We start from the raw sequence: 13,482 nt of genomic DNA, 5'->3' as shown, positions 1-13,482 counted from the left end.
TTATAATCAGCGAAGAATTCAAAAAGGCTTGGATTTTAAGACACCAAATCAAATGGCAGAAGACTTTTATCGGTTAGCTGCCTAGAATCTCCCAAGTGAAAGTCTCCTGCTAATTCAGCACACATCAAGGTTATCCAAACAGGTGCATGGTACATTTCCTTGCAAAGCAATACTTCACAGACTCGAAGTACTGTAATCATGATTGTAGGGGCTATTTATTGATGAATAACGGTATTCTAGTATACAACCGTCGCGACCTTACACAGTATGCTGCTCATGGGATAATGCAGTAAGCGAAGCTTGTCTCCCACATTAAAAGACCATGTGATTCACGGTAGTGTTTACTACTAGAAAAGAAACCGATGCTGTATTATTCTCAAAGTTTACTACCATCGAATTAGACGACCTTCTACAAATGACTGGTTAAGTCTAAAAGCCTTTAAGCAGAAATATTTTAAGTATTTAGAAGGGATGACCGTTCACGATATTGTTTAGGATCAATGCTTCACTTGCTTGATGGGGCACTATGAAACAGTCACTTGCCGCAGTAAATCTGAAGTTCTGATGTGCATATAAAAAATCCTCCTAAGCGGAGGATTTTTCGACTAAAACTGTGTGCAGTTTAGAATTTTGCTTCTAATACATTCGCTGACACTTGGTTTTTCCAAAGCTCACGTAAAGTCGGTAGATAGAATTTTTCACCTAGCTCGACCAACTCTGCATCAATCAAACCATGAACTTCGTGCATGAATAAATAATCAAGTTCAACGGTTTGTAATTTTGACTGTGCTTTTTTATATTCTTTACGTTTTTGCTGTGCTTTTTTTACCAAGTTATCTGCATAAGCACGGTCTTTATATTGGGCAATAGCATTCAAACGTAGCTCAATTACGCCCCACCCACTGAGTAGTAATTTAAATTTTTCAAAATCTGGCGTTGTCGATTCCCAGCTCATTTCTTCAAGATTTTCATTTTCAGGCAAAACGGGTAGCAAAAGCTCCATAACACTTGGGAAAATCTTTTTAAAATTCAATACAAATTTAACAGGATGCTCGCCCGGATAGTCTTTAAATTGAACGTTCTTTTGGACATCTGTCAAATAGATGGTGAGCATTGGGGGAAATCCTTAAATAAAACACTGTCTTGCAAATATTTATTCAAACAAATGTCAAATAGCAACGAAAACAGAAAAAGAAAGGCATTTTAACAAGTGTGCCAATGAATTCAAAGCCCAATCCAATGAATTACTCGCTTCATCATCAGGCCTTTCTTCATTTTTTTCGTTCCCCTATTTTTAATAAATCGTCTAGTTTCTATACATACATTTCAAGATGAATATGAATCCAAAGAATCTGTGTTAGGCAATAACTAGTTGAAAAATAATTCAATCATATATCCAATAAAAAGAGAGGCTAAATATGAATCAGCCTCTCTAATTATTTTCCAACACTCTAGATGAATGATCTCAAAACAATTTATTTGGTATTTGGTGAAACCATTTGCTCAGGACGAACCACTTCATCAAATTGCTCTGCAGTGACTAAACCGAGTTCTACCGCAACTTGTTTTAGAGTTTTACCTTCTTTATATGCAGTTTTAGCAACTTTTGCAGCATTTTCATAACCAATCACTGGGTTGAGTGCCGTAACTAACATTAATGAATCATGTAAGAAATGATCGATTTTTTCACGGTTTGGCTCAATGCCTACTGCACAGTGGTCATTGAAGCTATTACATGCATCGCCGAGGAGTTGAATAGATTGCAATAAGTTAAAGGCAATAACCGGCATAAACACGTTTAATTCAAAGTTACCTGATGCCCCCGCAACATTAATAGTTGTATCATTTCCAAGTACTTGAGCGACCACCATCGTCATGGCTTCACTTTGAGTTGGATTGACCTTACCTGGCATGATGCTTGAGCCTGGTTCATTTTCTGGAATGCGTAACTCACCAAAACCACAGCGTGGGCCACTGGCTAACCAGCGCACATCATTGGCGATTTTATTTAAACTTACAGCAAGTGTTTTTAATGCTCCTGATGCAAATACAGCAGCATCACGTCCTGCAAGTGCTTCAAATTTATTTGGCGCAGTGACAAATGGCAGACCCGTTTGTTTCGCAAGTTCTGCTGCTGCTTTTACAGCATATTCAGGATGTGCATTCAGACCTGTACCGACCGCTGTACCACCTAGTGGTAATTCATACAGTCCTTCTAAAGCTTGATTTAAACGCTTCAAACCATGATCGAGCTGTGAAACATAGCCACTAAACTCTTGGCCTAATGTTAAAGGCGTTGCGTCCTGTAAATGTGTACGGCCAATTTTAACAATATCTTTAAATTCTTTAGATTTCGCTTCTAAAGTATTACGCAGTTTCGTTACAGCAGGAATTAAAAGCTCATTGATTTGTAGACTTGCAGCCACATGAATTGCGGTTGGGAATGAATCGTTGGTCGATTGAGCACGATTGACATGATCATTGGGATGGACAGGTTTTTGTGACCCCAATGGATTGCCTAGTTTTTGATTGGCAATATTGGCAATTACCTCATTACAGTTCATGTTACTTTGCGTACCTGAACCAGTTTGCCAAACTACCAGTGGAAATTGTGCATCCCATTGACCTGAGATCACTTCTTCGGCTGCATTGACGATATAACCAGAAAGTTCCTGAGGGATTTGACCTAATGCTGCGTTAGTAATCGCTGCTGATTTTTTCACGAGACCCATTGCACGAATCATTGGACGTGGTAAACGTTCACCACCAATCTTAAAGTTTTGCAAACTACGCTGTGTTTGTGCACCCCACATCGCATCGCTAGGTACTTCAACATCGCCCATTGTGTCATGTTCAATACGTGTTTGCATAAATGACCTCATATCCTTATCTATAAACTTGAACGTCTGTGCAGAATCAAACTCTGCTGATAAATACAGTTTAGGTAACTTGCTTAGATTTGTAAATAATAACCATTATCAATTATAAGTGGTTTATTTGATAATCTTTATCGTGATTTTATAAAGAAAATCATGCACGACGATTAAATTTACCCAATACAAGACGAGTTAATTCCCTCTTAATGTTTGTTGATAGAAACGCCATTCATCTTCTAGCATTTTCTTTAAATCTTGTTCAGGCTGCCAATCAAAAGTACTTTTCGCTTTCTGTGTACTTGCCCCAAGCTGGTCATATTCATGGCTTGGGTAAAAACTAGATTCGACCGTCTTAATCTCCGCCTGTGTCACTTCTGAAAGCGTATCCAACAGTTGCTGTATCGAAACCAATTCACCTGAAATATTAAAGGCCTCACAGCTGAATTGTTGCTGCGACAACCATTGCAAACATTGCCACACCGCCTTACAACAGTCGAGTACATGCAAGAAACTCCGTTCCACAGTACCATCTTCAGTTTTGGCTTGTTTGCGAAGTTCAATAAAATCTCGTTGTAAAGCCCCGACTTGCATCGCTAGCGGCACGATATTTTTTGGCAATGGCGCAACAAACTCACCTAAAACTGCATGTTCGAAAGCACCTGCGACGTTTCCTAAACGCAAAATCGCAATTTTCCACTCATTATCCGTACGTGCCGTATCCCGTATAATTTCTTCCACCATTTGTTGAGATTTCACGTAGGGATTTGGATAGGTAAAATTGATTTCTGTGTCTTCTGTTAATTCTGCCGACGACTGACCATATACCGCTAAACTTGATAAATGGATCAGTGTTCGTACACCTGTTCGCTGCATGGCACGCAGCAAACTCATGATACAACTGACATTATCATTATAATATTCAAGTGGTTTAAGGACGGATTCTTCCAATGACTTAAAGCCTGCCGTATGAATGACAGCATCGACGGTATATTGTTCAAATACTTTATTGAGTGCGGGAGTATTGCGAATATCGAGTTTGACAAAAGGCACATACATGCCTGAAATAAATTCTAGTCGTTCAAGTGTTTGTAAATTTGCATTGGATAAATTATCCACAATAATGACTTCTTGACCTTGAGCCATTAAACTCAAGGCTATATGTGAGCCTATAAAGCCTAAACCACCAGTCACTAAAATCATTGTTTAGATACTCCTTATAGTTATCAAGCTTTTACAAGTCTTTGGCATCATCTTGGTGTCGTCACCAACTTATCTACAGATCTAAATTTTGAAACTTCGCCTCAGCATTTTTCATGAGCCGAATAATCTGCAAGAGCATTCTAGTTTTATCTTACTGCTTTAGAATTTTGACTGTGTTGCAGTTATGGATATTAACTGTATTTGATTTACGACAAATGACCTCGCTAGCGATCAATTTTGAAGACATCACAAGTTTTCGTGGCATTTGAGTTGAAGGGTTTTTGAAGAAGATATTTAATAATAGTTACATTGCGAAGCATGTTAGACAGCAACAAAATATTAGAAATGATCTTATCGAATGAGCAAATTGAATTGAGCAGTCTGACTATTTTTGAGGTGGAGAAGCAGGATGTGAACGCCAGATGAATCATCAGAAATATTCATCTGGCAAGATGTTGCCAATGTAACTATAGCAGCAGCAAAAGTTTGAAATCGCAAATATCTAGCAAACTTAATTTAGCGGATATAGCCTTTTTTAATCATGGCTGAGAATAGGAACTCGTAAACTTTTAAGATCATGCTCACCAAATAAGACCCATATTTTCGCCATAAAGACAGTCCAACAAAATTCAGCAAAACCGCAATGATCAGCGCTCCCGCCATATCCATTGGATAATGCAAACCTAAATAGACTCTCGACCACGCCACAAGAAAAGCGAAAGCTAGAAATACATAGCCGACAGCTTTTTGCTTTGAAAAAATATAAGAAAATGCAATCGTACTAAAAAACAGCATATGATCACTCGGGAATGATCCATTCGGTGAATGTTCTATAATCGTGCGTCCAACATCCAAGACAAAGGGTCTAGGATAGTAAAAGAAACTTGAAATCACTTGGCTGATAAGAAAAGCGACGATAGTAAACACAGTGGCTTTAACGATTTGTTTTTTGATATCAAAATTGCCTTTAAACCAAGCCAAAAACATCAAAAGAATCACGATATAAAATAGATCATTGGCTATAAATATGGCAAAAGAAATGGTGAAATCTAAAGCATTGTCCGAAGCATTGATTGAATTAAATAAACTTAAGTTAAATTTCTCTATATTCATGAGTTGGTTTAAAAAATGAAAAGATCATAGCACTCTGTAAAATCAAAAATTGCGTTTTATTCATACAAAGATTTTTCAGTATGTAACCGCACAGTTTATTTATGAAAAGCTGACGGCTTGAAGCTGAATCCAAAATAAACCAAAAGTTATATTTGAAGAAAAATTGGCAATGACTTCGCCGCCCAAATAAGCAAAACTTTGCAAATATTCAGATCATTGAGTAAATCATTGTATACTAGCTTTTTCTTCTGAACTCAGAACAAACTGTCGATCTAGACCGTTTATTCATTTAGTGAATTTCGATGAGTACTCTATTACTAATTACCTCCTCACCCACTTCGATATTGGCTTGGCATGCTTTGGGCCTTGCCCAAGCGCTGAAGCAGAAAGGCGAAAACTTTCGGGTTTTTTTCTATCAAGATGGTGTAAATGTGGCAAATGCCCTGCAATGGGTGCCAGATGATCAACGCAAACTCAGTAGTGAATGGCAAAAACTCAGCATTCGCTTACCTGTTTGTGTAAGTGCAGCGCTCGCACGTGGGATCACAGATCAGGAAAATGCTCAGCGTCATAATATTCAGCAACATAATCTAGCTGAACAATTTGAACTTGTGGGCCTAGGCGAACTTGCCGATGCTGTACAAGCTGCTGACCGCTTATTGCAATTCTAAGTGTTTTGATTGCCGCGCATTTGTAGCATTGAAAAGGAAAATTACGTGAAATCTGTACTGGTTGTTTTAACCCATGCAAATCTTGCAAACTTACAAGTACATGAAAGTCTTTCTGCGACCATGGTGCTTGCAACCTTCGGTTGTGACGTTAAAGTGTTGCTCAAAGATGCTGCGCTGAGCTTACTTCAGGCAGAACAAGAGTTTAGTCAGCTCAAGCATGCGTTTAAACTCGCTTCCAACATGGTTGATAGCTTTGAGTTTTACGATCTCACCCCGATTTATATTGAACAAAAAAATTCACAGCATCCTTTTGTGATCAACAGTGAACAAGAACTAGAGTTTGTTCAATTCAATACTGAATTGATTCAACAATTTGATCATGTGTTGTATTGGTAAAAGAGGAATGATGATGTCAAATTCTACGCTGTATTTAGTCCAAGCCAGCTATGCCAATACCCTACAGCACATCCAGCAGTTAGCCAGTTTAATCAACCCTGAAGATGCAATCATCCTGATGGGTGAAGCAGTCTTACATATTGCAGATGAACAAATTCAGCAATTTGGCACATGTTATGTACTTGAAAATGATGCTGAAATTTTAGGTAAAAGTATGAATTATAGTCATATGAAAGTGATCGACTATGCCGCTTTTGCTGATCTATGCCTCAGATTTAAAAGATGTATTTCACTCAAATAATTTGAGTGAAAGCGATCCATTTCTACAATCTTCTCTTTTGGAACGAATATGAATCTTGAATTAGACCAAGATGGCCATTTGGTGGATTACACTATTTGGAATGAAGCTGTTGCCCAAGAACTGGCTAAAAGTTTAGAACTTGAGTTAAGCCCTTGGCATTTTGAAGTTTTACAAGCTGTGCGACAGTTTTATCAACAGTTTGGTCACTCGCCGGCAACTCGCCCACTCATTAAATTTTTAATGAAAACCGTGAGTGCAGATATTAATAATGCAGTATTACAAGACAAATTTAATACGGGCTTGGTCGCTCGACATTTAAGTCGTTTAGCGGGAATTCCTAAACCTGCAAATTGTTTGTAATTTTAAAGTAATCTAAATACTGCTTAGGCTATTTTGGCTATATGGATGCAAATCAGCATCTTGAAGAAAGCCATAAAACAGCTTAGGCAGGTTTTAATTGATTGAGAGCGATGTAATAGGCTTGGGTAAAAACTGGTTTGACCTGTTTGGCTTGGATCGGTTCTGCACAACATGAACACACTAAAACGGGTTTAAACTTTTCACCACATGTCTGATGGACATATTCAACAGGTGATCCCAAGCCCTGATCCATATATTGATCGGCCCAATGCGTCATGGCTAGAAGAATTGGATACAAGTCTAAGCCTTTTTGAGTCAGTCGATATTCAAAACGTTCCTGACGCTCGACATAAGCAACTTTGGTCAAAATACCTTCTTCGACCAAACGCTTTAGGCGGTCAGATAACACATGTCGAGTCACACCCAAATTTTGTTGAAAATCATCAAAACGTCGGATGCCCATAAATGCATTACGGATAATCAACATGGTCCAACGGTCCCCTAGCACAGAAAGCGCACGAGCGATTGAACACGGTTGTTGACCAATATCATCCCATTTCATTTTATGAACCATCAAAAATAACGACCAACACCCAATTTAATTCATGCATGTTGATTTTGCAAAATCCTTTTCAATAATCTTTGATGTACAAATCGTAAATCCACCTCCATTTCCAATCTTTTATTTCATCGACTTGATCTGTGAATGAACTAAAAATGTATTTTGTCTTTATTGTCTTCAATGATTTCTAGCCATGCACGCGTTGCGGGACTCATGGCAACAGTGGTATTCCAGGCCATGCTGAGTTTCCAGTCTAAGTTCGGATTTTCTAATTCAGCCACATGGTATTTTACCGCATCAAGTTGTTCACAATAAATTTTAGGCAGGAGTGCAATCCCAACATTTGAATCCACCATTTTGGCGATGAAGTCCCACTGGCTGCTTTTACATACCACATTGGGCTCAAATCCGACGTAATTTGCCGCCTGTATGATGATGTCATTGAGTGTGAAGGTATCGTCATACAATAAAAATGACTCTTCTTTTAATTCAATCAACGAAACGGTTTTTCGCTTTCGCCATTGTGAGTTTTTTTTGGATAATAAGCACAAAGGTGATTCCATGACTGGTATACCGCTTAATACCGGTTTCAAGTGCCCCAAAATAATTCCGACATCGACCTGTTTTTTTAAAATGGCACTTTCAATACCCGTCGCCCCTACCTCAAAAAAGCTCAGTTCAATATTGGGGTATTTTTTATGAAACAGCGCAATTAACTGACTGAACAATACCGATGCCAATGGCGGTAAACCTAGAGTCAATTTACCTTGTTTTAAGGCGCGAACTTGGGTGACAGTATCAAGCATCCGTTGTTGTTCATTCAAAATCACTAAAGCATGCTGATAAATCTGCTCTCCCATATAGGTGAGCTGTGCTTCCCTTTTTCGACCTGCTTCTCCTTTATGAAATAAAGGCACGCCGATCTCATCTTCTAACTGACGAATTAATTTACTAATGGTCGGCTGAGTGACAAAAAGCGCTTCAGCTGCATGACTGAAACTCTGTTTTTGTACGATGGTCACAAAGACTTTTAGGCTTTTAATGTCCATTATTATTCCATTTAAGCATAATTAATAATTAATTATTCATAATTATACAGGGTATGCACTTTTAAAATAGCGTCATCTCCTATTCTACTGTCGTCTCATGGATACGTTTCCACAATCTACTTCCAAATTTACCCAGTTTCTTAAAACTTTAGCGCAGCTAAGTTTATTGATATTGATCTGGTGGATCGGCTCTTGCATTCAATCATGGTTTAACTTGCCGATCTCTGCTGGCGTGATTGGTTTATTGCTGCTATTAGCTGCATTGTTGAGTGGTTTATTTAAAATGCAGTGGGTCAAACAAGGCTCAGATTTTATTTTGGCTGAACTGGTTCTATTCTTTATCCCCTGTGTAGTTGGATTAATTAAATATCAAGATTTATTACTCAGCTCTGGCTGGCAGTTAATTTTAGCCGTGGTACTGGGTACTGTCTGTGTCATGGTGTTTACAGCATTTACGGTTTATTGGGGCTTTAAACTCGAGGCAAAACTTAAAGCTAAACACCAAACTGCGATAGATCATGATGTCAACACAGCAGGAAAAACCTTATGAACGATTTTGGGTTGAACAGCATCTCTGTATTGTTTTTCGTCCTGACCCTAATCGGTTATATTTTGGCGAAAAAGCTACATCGTAAGTTACCGTATATGGTTCTTTCCCCTGCACTATTCGTCCCGTTTGTGCTGATTATACTCATGCTTTGCTTTCATATTTCATATGACACCTATATGCAAGAAAGCCAATGGATTGTATGGATGCTCGGCCCGGCCACTGTGGCCTTTGCTATCCCCATCTATGAATATCGACAAATTATCCGTCAGCATGCGCTGAGTATTAGTTTAGGCATCGTGATTGGCATGTTAGCTGGGATTATTAGTGCTTTTTATTTGGCACAGTTATTTCAATTTGACCAAGAAACGTCTTATAGCTTGATGGCACGTTCCATTTCTACGCCATTTGCCATGGAACTTACCTCAAATATTGGGGGCTCAGTAGAATTGGTGATTCTATTTACCATGATTACTGGGATTGCCGGCGTGGCTTTGGCTGACCTAGTTTTGGCTGGGCTTAAATTGCATTCACGCTTTGCGCAAGGTGCGGCTCTTGGCAATGCCGCACATGGATTTGGTACAAGTAAAGCATTATCACGTCATAAAGAAGAAGGTGTTGCAGCCTGCTTGAGCATGGTACTTGCTGGGGTCTTTATGGTATTGCTTGGGCCATCGCTTATTCATTTGGTCATTTATCTGTTGGGATAAAATAAAAAGCCCAGTGCAATAGCTGGGCTTTTTTTAAATCAGGAGTTAAGTCATTTCACTGTAAAAACTAAGCAATTACATAATGTAGTGCTATGACAAACGCTAAGAGACTCGACACTTCTGTAATTTCAATCGCTGCACCAATTGTATCTCCCGTTACGCCACCTATACGCTGAATAAATTTCCATCGCAAATACAGTAAAGTACAAATAAACGCGAATATACTCACCACTCCAGTCCAGCTAAAATACAAACATGCACTTAGGCAGAGTATAAAGACCAGGTATGCCGACTTTCGTGGAATAGTTGCTGCTATCGATGAGCCCAAGCCTTTTTCACGAACATACTGAGTTGTTAAAAACAAAAATAAAGGGGCTAAACGACCTAATACTGGAAATACAATTAATGCCAAATACATTTGCTGTTGTAGCAAAACATAAAGCGCCGACCATTTGAGTAAGCAAATCACGACGAGGCTCAACACACCAATCGGCCCACATGCAGGGTCTTTCATGATTTTAAGTGTACGTTCGGCATCACCAAAGCCACCGACCCATGCATCTGCCGTATCGGCTAAACCATCTAGATGTAACCCACCTGTGAGCCAAATCCAAACCACAAGCAAAATGCTACTGAGTAAGATGATTGGCAGGCTGTGAAATGTAAAAGCAAGCAAGGCAAGAATGCCACCGATCAGCAATCCCACCACTGGATAAAACAGTAAAGACTGTCCATTTTGCTGTTTCGATGGCATCGCTTTAAGTTGAATCGGAAAAGTCGTGAGAAACTGTAGAGCAATCCAAAAAGGTGTCATTCACTTTGCTCCAAAAGACGGATATTTGCGCGATTTTGAACAAGAAATGAATTTAATTGTCCCAATTCAGCCGTCATTTTTAATAAATCATCTAAGTGACTTTGCTGTGCCATACATTTTAATAATTTAATCACGCCGCCATGGGAAACCAATAAAACGCGGTGCCAATGATGCTGTTGAGCCTGCAAGACTAACTCATCTAGACCGCTTAATATCCGATGTTGAAATTGCTGAAGACTTTCTGCATTCGGTGGCGTAAATGTGCTGGGACTTTGCCAAAACTGTGCGAGTAACTCTGGAGTGTTTTCATAGATATGCTTGGTTGATACCGCTTCCCAGTCGCCAAAATGAATTTCTTGAAACTTCGCATTTTCAAACATTGGACATTTGAGTTGTTGAGATAAATCTAAAGCAAATAAACGGCAGCGCTGTAAGTCAGAAGTAATGATGACATCCCAGCTCGCTAAACCGTGTGTATGTATGACGTTCAATACATCATCTATGGTCTGCTGCATCTGCTGCCAACCTTTTTGCGTCAAAGTATCATCTGTAGAGCCACGTAAGGTATGGCTCAGTTCAGTCTCACCATGACGCAATATATCTAAACGGAAATGTTCCATTTAAACTTTTTCACCAATCACAGCAGCTTGCGCGAAAGTTGCCATGTTGTTATGTAAACGACATGCCAAACGAATTAAACCTAATGCCGCACCGGCACCGCTACCTTCACCTAAACGTAAATTCAACTTCAAAAGTGGTTCAGCTTCAAGGGCTTGGAGTAAACGTTGGTGCCCATATTCAGCCGATTGATGACCAAAAAGCATCCACTCACGTACAGCAGGATTTAAACGAACAGCGACCAAGGCAGAAACCGTACTAATAAATCCATCCACGACCATTGCTAGCCCCAATTGTGCACAGCGAATGTATGCTCCAACCATCGCGGCAATTTCCAAGCCACCAACAGCACAAAGAGCTTTAAAGACATCTTGGCCAACATAGTCCTGATGTAAAGCCAAGGCCTGATCAATCACTTGTTTCTTATGTGCCAATTGTTCAGCACGAATACCTGTACCAACACCTGTCAGTTTTTCGGCCGGCTCATTAAATAAAAAACATGCAACAGCAGAAGCCGAACAGGTATTACCAATGCCCATTTCCCCTGCGACATAAATAGACGCACCTGCAGCGATAGCATCTTCAACACTTTTACGACCAAGATTCATCGCTTCAATACATTGTGATTCGCTCATCGCAACAGTTTTAGCAAAATTTGCTGTACCCGCTGCAATACAGTAGCGCTCAACCCCTGCATATTCATAGGCTTCACCTACAGAGCCACAGTCAATCACTTGTAGTTTGGCTTGATACTCACGTGCAATGACACTAATACATGCACCACCGGTCGTGAAGTTTTGTAGCATTTGGCGTGTGACAGCTTGTGGGTAGGCCGAAATATTTTCTTCCATCACGCCATGATCACCTGCAAAGATGGTGATCCATGGAAAATCCATATTAGGCTGATCTGTATTTTGTAATGATGCAAGTTGCACCGCAACATTTTCAAGTTCTGAAAGCGAGCCCGTAGGTTTGGTTAGCTGTAACTGGTGATTTGACGCCTGTTGCTTAGCTTCGATACTTGGATTTTGACAGGGTTCTTGCCACCAGTTCATGCTTTATCTCCTTTTAATATCATTGGAAAACCTGCAACACAAAACACCACATGGTCAGCGATTTGACCAATTTGTTGATGTAAGCGCCCAGATTCATCGACGAATTTTCGACTGATTTGTCCCATGGGAACAACGCCTAGTCCAGTTTCGTTACTGACTAAAATAATGTCTGACTTTAATGTTGTCAGCACCGTAAGTAATTTTTGGCATTGATGCTGTTGAAAGTCTGCTTGTTCATGCATCAATAAATTACTCATCCACAGCGTTAAACAATCGATAAGAATGGTTTGATGAGCTTGGTCTATTTCAACTAAGCGATCGGATAAATACAAAGGCTCTTCAATCAGCCTCCAATGGTCAGGACGGTCTGCTTGATGATGCTGAATTCGCTCCTGCATTTCCTCATCATATGCTTGTGCTGTAGCCACATAGATCACGGCTTGAGCACTTTCTTTGGCTTTTTGTTCTGCAAGTCGGCTCTTACCTGAACGTGCCCCACCCAATATGAAATGAATCATGACTGTGCCATCTCTATATTTTGTCTAAACTGATGTTGATAATAAGGAGTCAACGTCCCTTGTAGTACTTGAGCCTGATAATGACCAAAAGTCAGTTGCTCGCTTTCAAAATCAAAGCTGTGCTGTTCAACTTGTTGGATTCTTTCAAAAATATCATCGCTATTCCATGCCTGTTTATACAAGCCCAATGTGATATGCGGACAATATTCGATCGGTGCAATTTCATTCGAACTTAAATTAAAAGCTTGACGTAGATGCTCTAACTTACGATCTAAATCCACAATTTCAATAAACAGCGCGCTTTGAAAGCTATTGATCTGACCTGTACGTAACCGAATATTAGATAGCGATAACTGTCGAAGTTGTTGTTGGTGCAGTGCCAATTCATCTGCTGAAAAATTATCATTCCATCGTTGTTCAGAATGATCGATTAATTGGGTTTTATTTAACTCTTCAAAAAAGCCACAAATAAACACAGTGATATGAAATTGGCGCGTATTCGGCGTGTATAAAAGATCTGAAAACTGCGCTTGAAGTGCTGTGAGATATGCCAATAATTCAGGATCCTGTATTTCTAGATACCACAAAGCATAGTGCTGACGACCTTGATGCCAATCGGGATAATCCTGATTGAGCGTCGGTACGACTTGCGTTGAAGGTTTTAAAAACACAGATAAATCACTTTAAATTCA

Annotated in this window: 17 protein-coding genes; 6 read left to right on the top strand and 11 right to left on the bottom strand. The window is 39.5% G+C overall.

What is annotated here, in order from left to right:
* Positions 1–622: 622 nt before the first annotated feature.
* From FTU36_RS10945 to FTU36_RS10930, 4 genes are all read right to left on the bottom strand, one after another.
* Complete coding sequence (locus tag FTU36_RS10945; protein WP_180117884.1) at positions 623–1,114, bottom strand: hypothetical protein; 492 nt, start codon at positions 1,112–1,114, stop codon at positions 623–625.
* 361 nt (positions 1,115–1,475) lie between these two features.
* The gene (gene fumC, locus FTU36_RS10940) at positions 1,476–2,870 is read right to left on the bottom strand and encodes a class II fumarate hydratase (RefSeq protein ID WP_180110934.1); all 1,395 of its coding nucleotides are present in this window, start codon (positions 2,868–2,870) and stop codon (positions 1,476–1,478) included.
* 198 nt (positions 2,871–3,068) lie between these two features.
* Positions 3,069–4,076 (bottom strand): SDR family NAD(P)-dependent oxidoreductase, encoded by a 1,008-nt coding sequence (locus tag FTU36_RS10935; protein WP_180117882.1) that lies wholly within the window; start codon positions 4,074–4,076, stop codon positions 3,069–3,071.
* A gap of 516 nt (positions 4,077–4,592) precedes the next feature.
* The gene (locus FTU36_RS10930; RefSeq protein WP_180022112.1) at positions 4,593–5,189 is read right to left on the bottom strand and encodes a phosphatase PAP2 family protein; all 597 of its coding nucleotides are present in this window, start codon (positions 5,187–5,189) and stop codon (positions 4,593–4,595) included.
* A gap of 302 nt (positions 5,190–5,491) precedes the next feature.
* Here FTU36_RS10930 and tusD point away from each other — a divergent pair, with 302 nt between their 5' ends.
* Genes tusD through FTU36_RS10910 form a run of 4 tightly spaced genes read left to right on the top strand, consistent with a single transcriptional unit; the run spans position 5,492 to position 6,917 of the window.
* Positions 5,492–5,860, top strand: a complete 369-nt coding sequence (gene tusD, locus FTU36_RS10925) for a sulfurtransferase complex subunit TusD (protein ID WP_180035731.1) — start codon at positions 5,492–5,494, stop codon at positions 5,858–5,860.
* 45 nt (positions 5,861–5,905) lie between these two features.
* The gene (locus FTU36_RS10920) at positions 5,906–6,256 is read left to right on the top strand and encodes a hypothetical protein (protein ID WP_168378646.1); all 351 of its coding nucleotides are present in this window, start codon (positions 5,906–5,908) and stop codon (positions 6,254–6,256) included.
* A gap of 13 nt (positions 6,257–6,269) precedes the next feature.
* The gene (locus tag FTU36_RS10915) at positions 6,270–6,557 is read left to right on the top strand and encodes a DsrH/TusB family sulfur metabolism protein (RefSeq protein WP_078190986.1); all 288 of its coding nucleotides are present in this window, start codon (positions 6,270–6,272) and stop codon (positions 6,555–6,557) included.
* Between the two features lie 48 nt (positions 6,558–6,605).
* Entirely contained in the window at positions 6,606–6,917 is a 312-nt protein-coding gene (locus FTU36_RS10910) for a TusE/DsrC/DsvC family sulfur relay protein (RefSeq protein WP_111884335.1), read from the top strand.
* Positions 6,918–6,999: 82 nt separating this feature from the next.
* Here FTU36_RS10910 and FTU36_RS10905 read toward each other — a convergent pair whose 3' ends face one another.
* Together FTU36_RS10905 and FTU36_RS10900 are read right to left on the bottom strand one after the other, a co-directional pair.
* On the bottom strand, positions 7,000–7,479 hold the full coding sequence (locus FTU36_RS10905; protein WP_180007850.1) for a helix-turn-helix domain-containing protein: 480 nt from the start codon (positions 7,477–7,479) through the stop codon (positions 7,000–7,002).
* Positions 7,480–7,628: 149 nt separating this feature from the next.
* The gene (locus tag FTU36_RS10900) at positions 7,629–8,528 is read right to left on the bottom strand and encodes a LysR family transcriptional regulator (RefSeq protein WP_180117880.1); all 900 of its coding nucleotides are present in this window, start codon (positions 8,526–8,528) and stop codon (positions 7,629–7,631) included.
* Positions 8,529–8,625: 97 nt separating this feature from the next.
* On the opposite strand from FTU36_RS10900, the gene FTU36_RS10895 reads away from it, so the two are divergent.
* Both FTU36_RS10895 and FTU36_RS10890 read left to right on the top strand, forming a co-directional pair.
* Complete coding sequence (locus FTU36_RS10895) at positions 8,626–9,078, top strand: CidA/LrgA family protein (RefSeq protein WP_180117878.1); 453 nt, start codon at positions 8,626–8,628, stop codon at positions 9,076–9,078.
* The gene (locus tag FTU36_RS10890; protein WP_180054855.1) at positions 9,075–9,785 is read left to right on the top strand and encodes an LrgB family protein; all 711 of its coding nucleotides are present in this window, start codon (positions 9,075–9,077) and stop codon (positions 9,783–9,785) included. Before FTU36_RS10895 ends, FTU36_RS10890 begins: the two co-directional genes overlap by 4 nt.
* Positions 9,786–9,852: 67 nt before the next feature.
* On the opposite strand, the gene FTU36_RS10885 is transcribed toward FTU36_RS10890, so the two are convergent.
* Genes FTU36_RS10885 through FTU36_RS10865 form a run of 5 tightly spaced genes read right to left on the bottom strand, consistent with a single transcriptional unit; the run spans position 9,853 to position 13,461 of the window.
* The gene (locus tag FTU36_RS10885) at positions 9,853–10,599 is read right to left on the bottom strand and encodes an adenosylcobinamide-GDP ribazoletransferase (RefSeq protein WP_180022108.1); all 747 of its coding nucleotides are present in this window, start codon (positions 10,597–10,599) and stop codon (positions 9,853–9,855) included.
* Positions 10,596–11,219 (bottom strand): histidine phosphatase family protein, encoded by a 624-nt coding sequence (locus tag FTU36_RS10880; protein ID WP_180117876.1) that lies wholly within the window; start codon positions 11,217–11,219, stop codon positions 10,596–10,598. Before FTU36_RS10880 ends, FTU36_RS10885 begins: the two co-directional genes overlap by 4 nt.
* Positions 11,220–12,272 carry a nicotinate-nucleotide--dimethylbenzimidazole phosphoribosyltransferase gene (gene cobT / locus FTU36_RS10875; RefSeq protein WP_180117875.1) on the bottom strand — a complete coding sequence of 351 codons (1,053 nt, stop codon included), beginning with the start codon at positions 12,270–12,272 and terminating at the stop codon, positions 11,220–11,222. It abuts the gene before it with no gap.
* Positions 12,269–12,790, bottom strand: a complete 522-nt coding sequence (gene cobU / locus FTU36_RS10870; protein WP_180117873.1) for a bifunctional adenosylcobinamide kinase/adenosylcobinamide-phosphate guanylyltransferase — start codon at positions 12,788–12,790, stop codon at positions 12,269–12,271. The genes cobT and cobU overlap by 4 nt, the downstream gene beginning before the upstream one ends.
* Positions 12,787–13,461, bottom strand: coding sequence for a 2'-5' RNA ligase family protein (locus FTU36_RS10865; RefSeq protein ID WP_180117872.1), 675 nt, complete (start codon positions 13,459–13,461; stop codon positions 12,787–12,789). Before FTU36_RS10865 ends, cobU begins: the two co-directional genes overlap by 4 nt.
* Between the last annotated feature and the right edge of the window lie 21 nt (positions 13,462–13,482).

This window comes from Acinetobacter sp. YH12096, from assembly GCF_013419215.1.
Lineage (GTDB): Bacteria > Pseudomonadota > Gammaproteobacteria > Pseudomonadales > Moraxellaceae > Acinetobacter > Acinetobacter amyesii.
This window is presented reverse-complemented; position numbering and strand designations above follow the sequence as displayed.

Bases quoted from the DNA above. Each gene is read 5' to 3' on its own strand.
- FTU36_RS10895 (WP_180117878.1), top strand. From the start codon at position 8,626: ATGGATACGTTTCCACAATCTACTTCCAAATTTACCCAGTTTCTTAAA.
- FTU36_RS10880 (WP_180117876.1), bottom strand. From the start codon at position 11,219: ATGGAACATTTCCGTTTAGATATATTGCGTCATGGTGAGACTGAACTG.
- cobU (WP_180117873.1), bottom strand. From the start codon at position 12,790: ATGATTCATTTCATATTGGGTGGGGCACGTTCAGGTAAGAGCCGACTT.
- FTU36_RS10935 (WP_180117882.1), bottom strand. From the start codon at position 4,076: ATGATTTTAGTGACTGGTGGTTTAGGCTTTATAGGCTCACATATAGCC.
- FTU36_RS10945 (WP_180117884.1), bottom strand. From the start codon at position 1,114: ATGCTCACCATCTATTTGACAGATGTCCAAAAGAACGTTCAATTTAAA.
- FTU36_RS10900 (WP_180117880.1), bottom strand. From the start codon at position 8,528: ATGGACATTAAAAGCCTAAAAGTCTTTGTGACCATCGTACAAAAACAG.
- tusD (WP_180035731.1), top strand. From the start codon at position 5,492: ATGAGTACTCTATTACTAATTACCTCCTCACCCACTTCGATATTGGCT.
- FTU36_RS10915 (WP_078190986.1), top strand. From the start codon at position 6,270: ATGTCAAATTCTACGCTGTATTTAGTCCAAGCCAGCTATGCCAATACC.
- FTU36_RS10910 (WP_111884335.1), top strand. From the start codon at position 6,606: ATGAATCTTGAATTAGACCAAGATGGCCATTTGGTGGATTACACTATT.
- FTU36_RS10890 (WP_180054855.1), top strand. From the start codon at position 9,075: ATGAACGATTTTGGGTTGAACAGCATCTCTGTATTGTTTTTCGTCCTG.
- FTU36_RS10885 (WP_180022108.1), bottom strand. From the start codon at position 10,599: ATGACACCTTTTTGGATTGCTCTACAGTTTCTCACGACTTTTCCGATT.
- FTU36_RS10930 (WP_180022112.1), bottom strand. From the start codon at position 5,189: ATGAATATAGAGAAATTTAACTTAAGTTTATTTAATTCAATCAATGCT.
- cobT (WP_180117875.1), bottom strand. From the start codon at position 12,272: ATGAACTGGTGGCAAGAACCCTGTCAAAATCCAAGTATCGAAGCTAAG.
- fumC (WP_180110934.1), bottom strand. From the start codon at position 2,870: ATGCAAACACGTATTGAACATGACACAATGGGCGATGTTGAAGTACCT.
- FTU36_RS10905 (WP_180007850.1), bottom strand. From the start codon at position 7,479: ATGAAATGGGATGATATTGGTCAACAACCGTGTTCAATCGCTCGTGCG.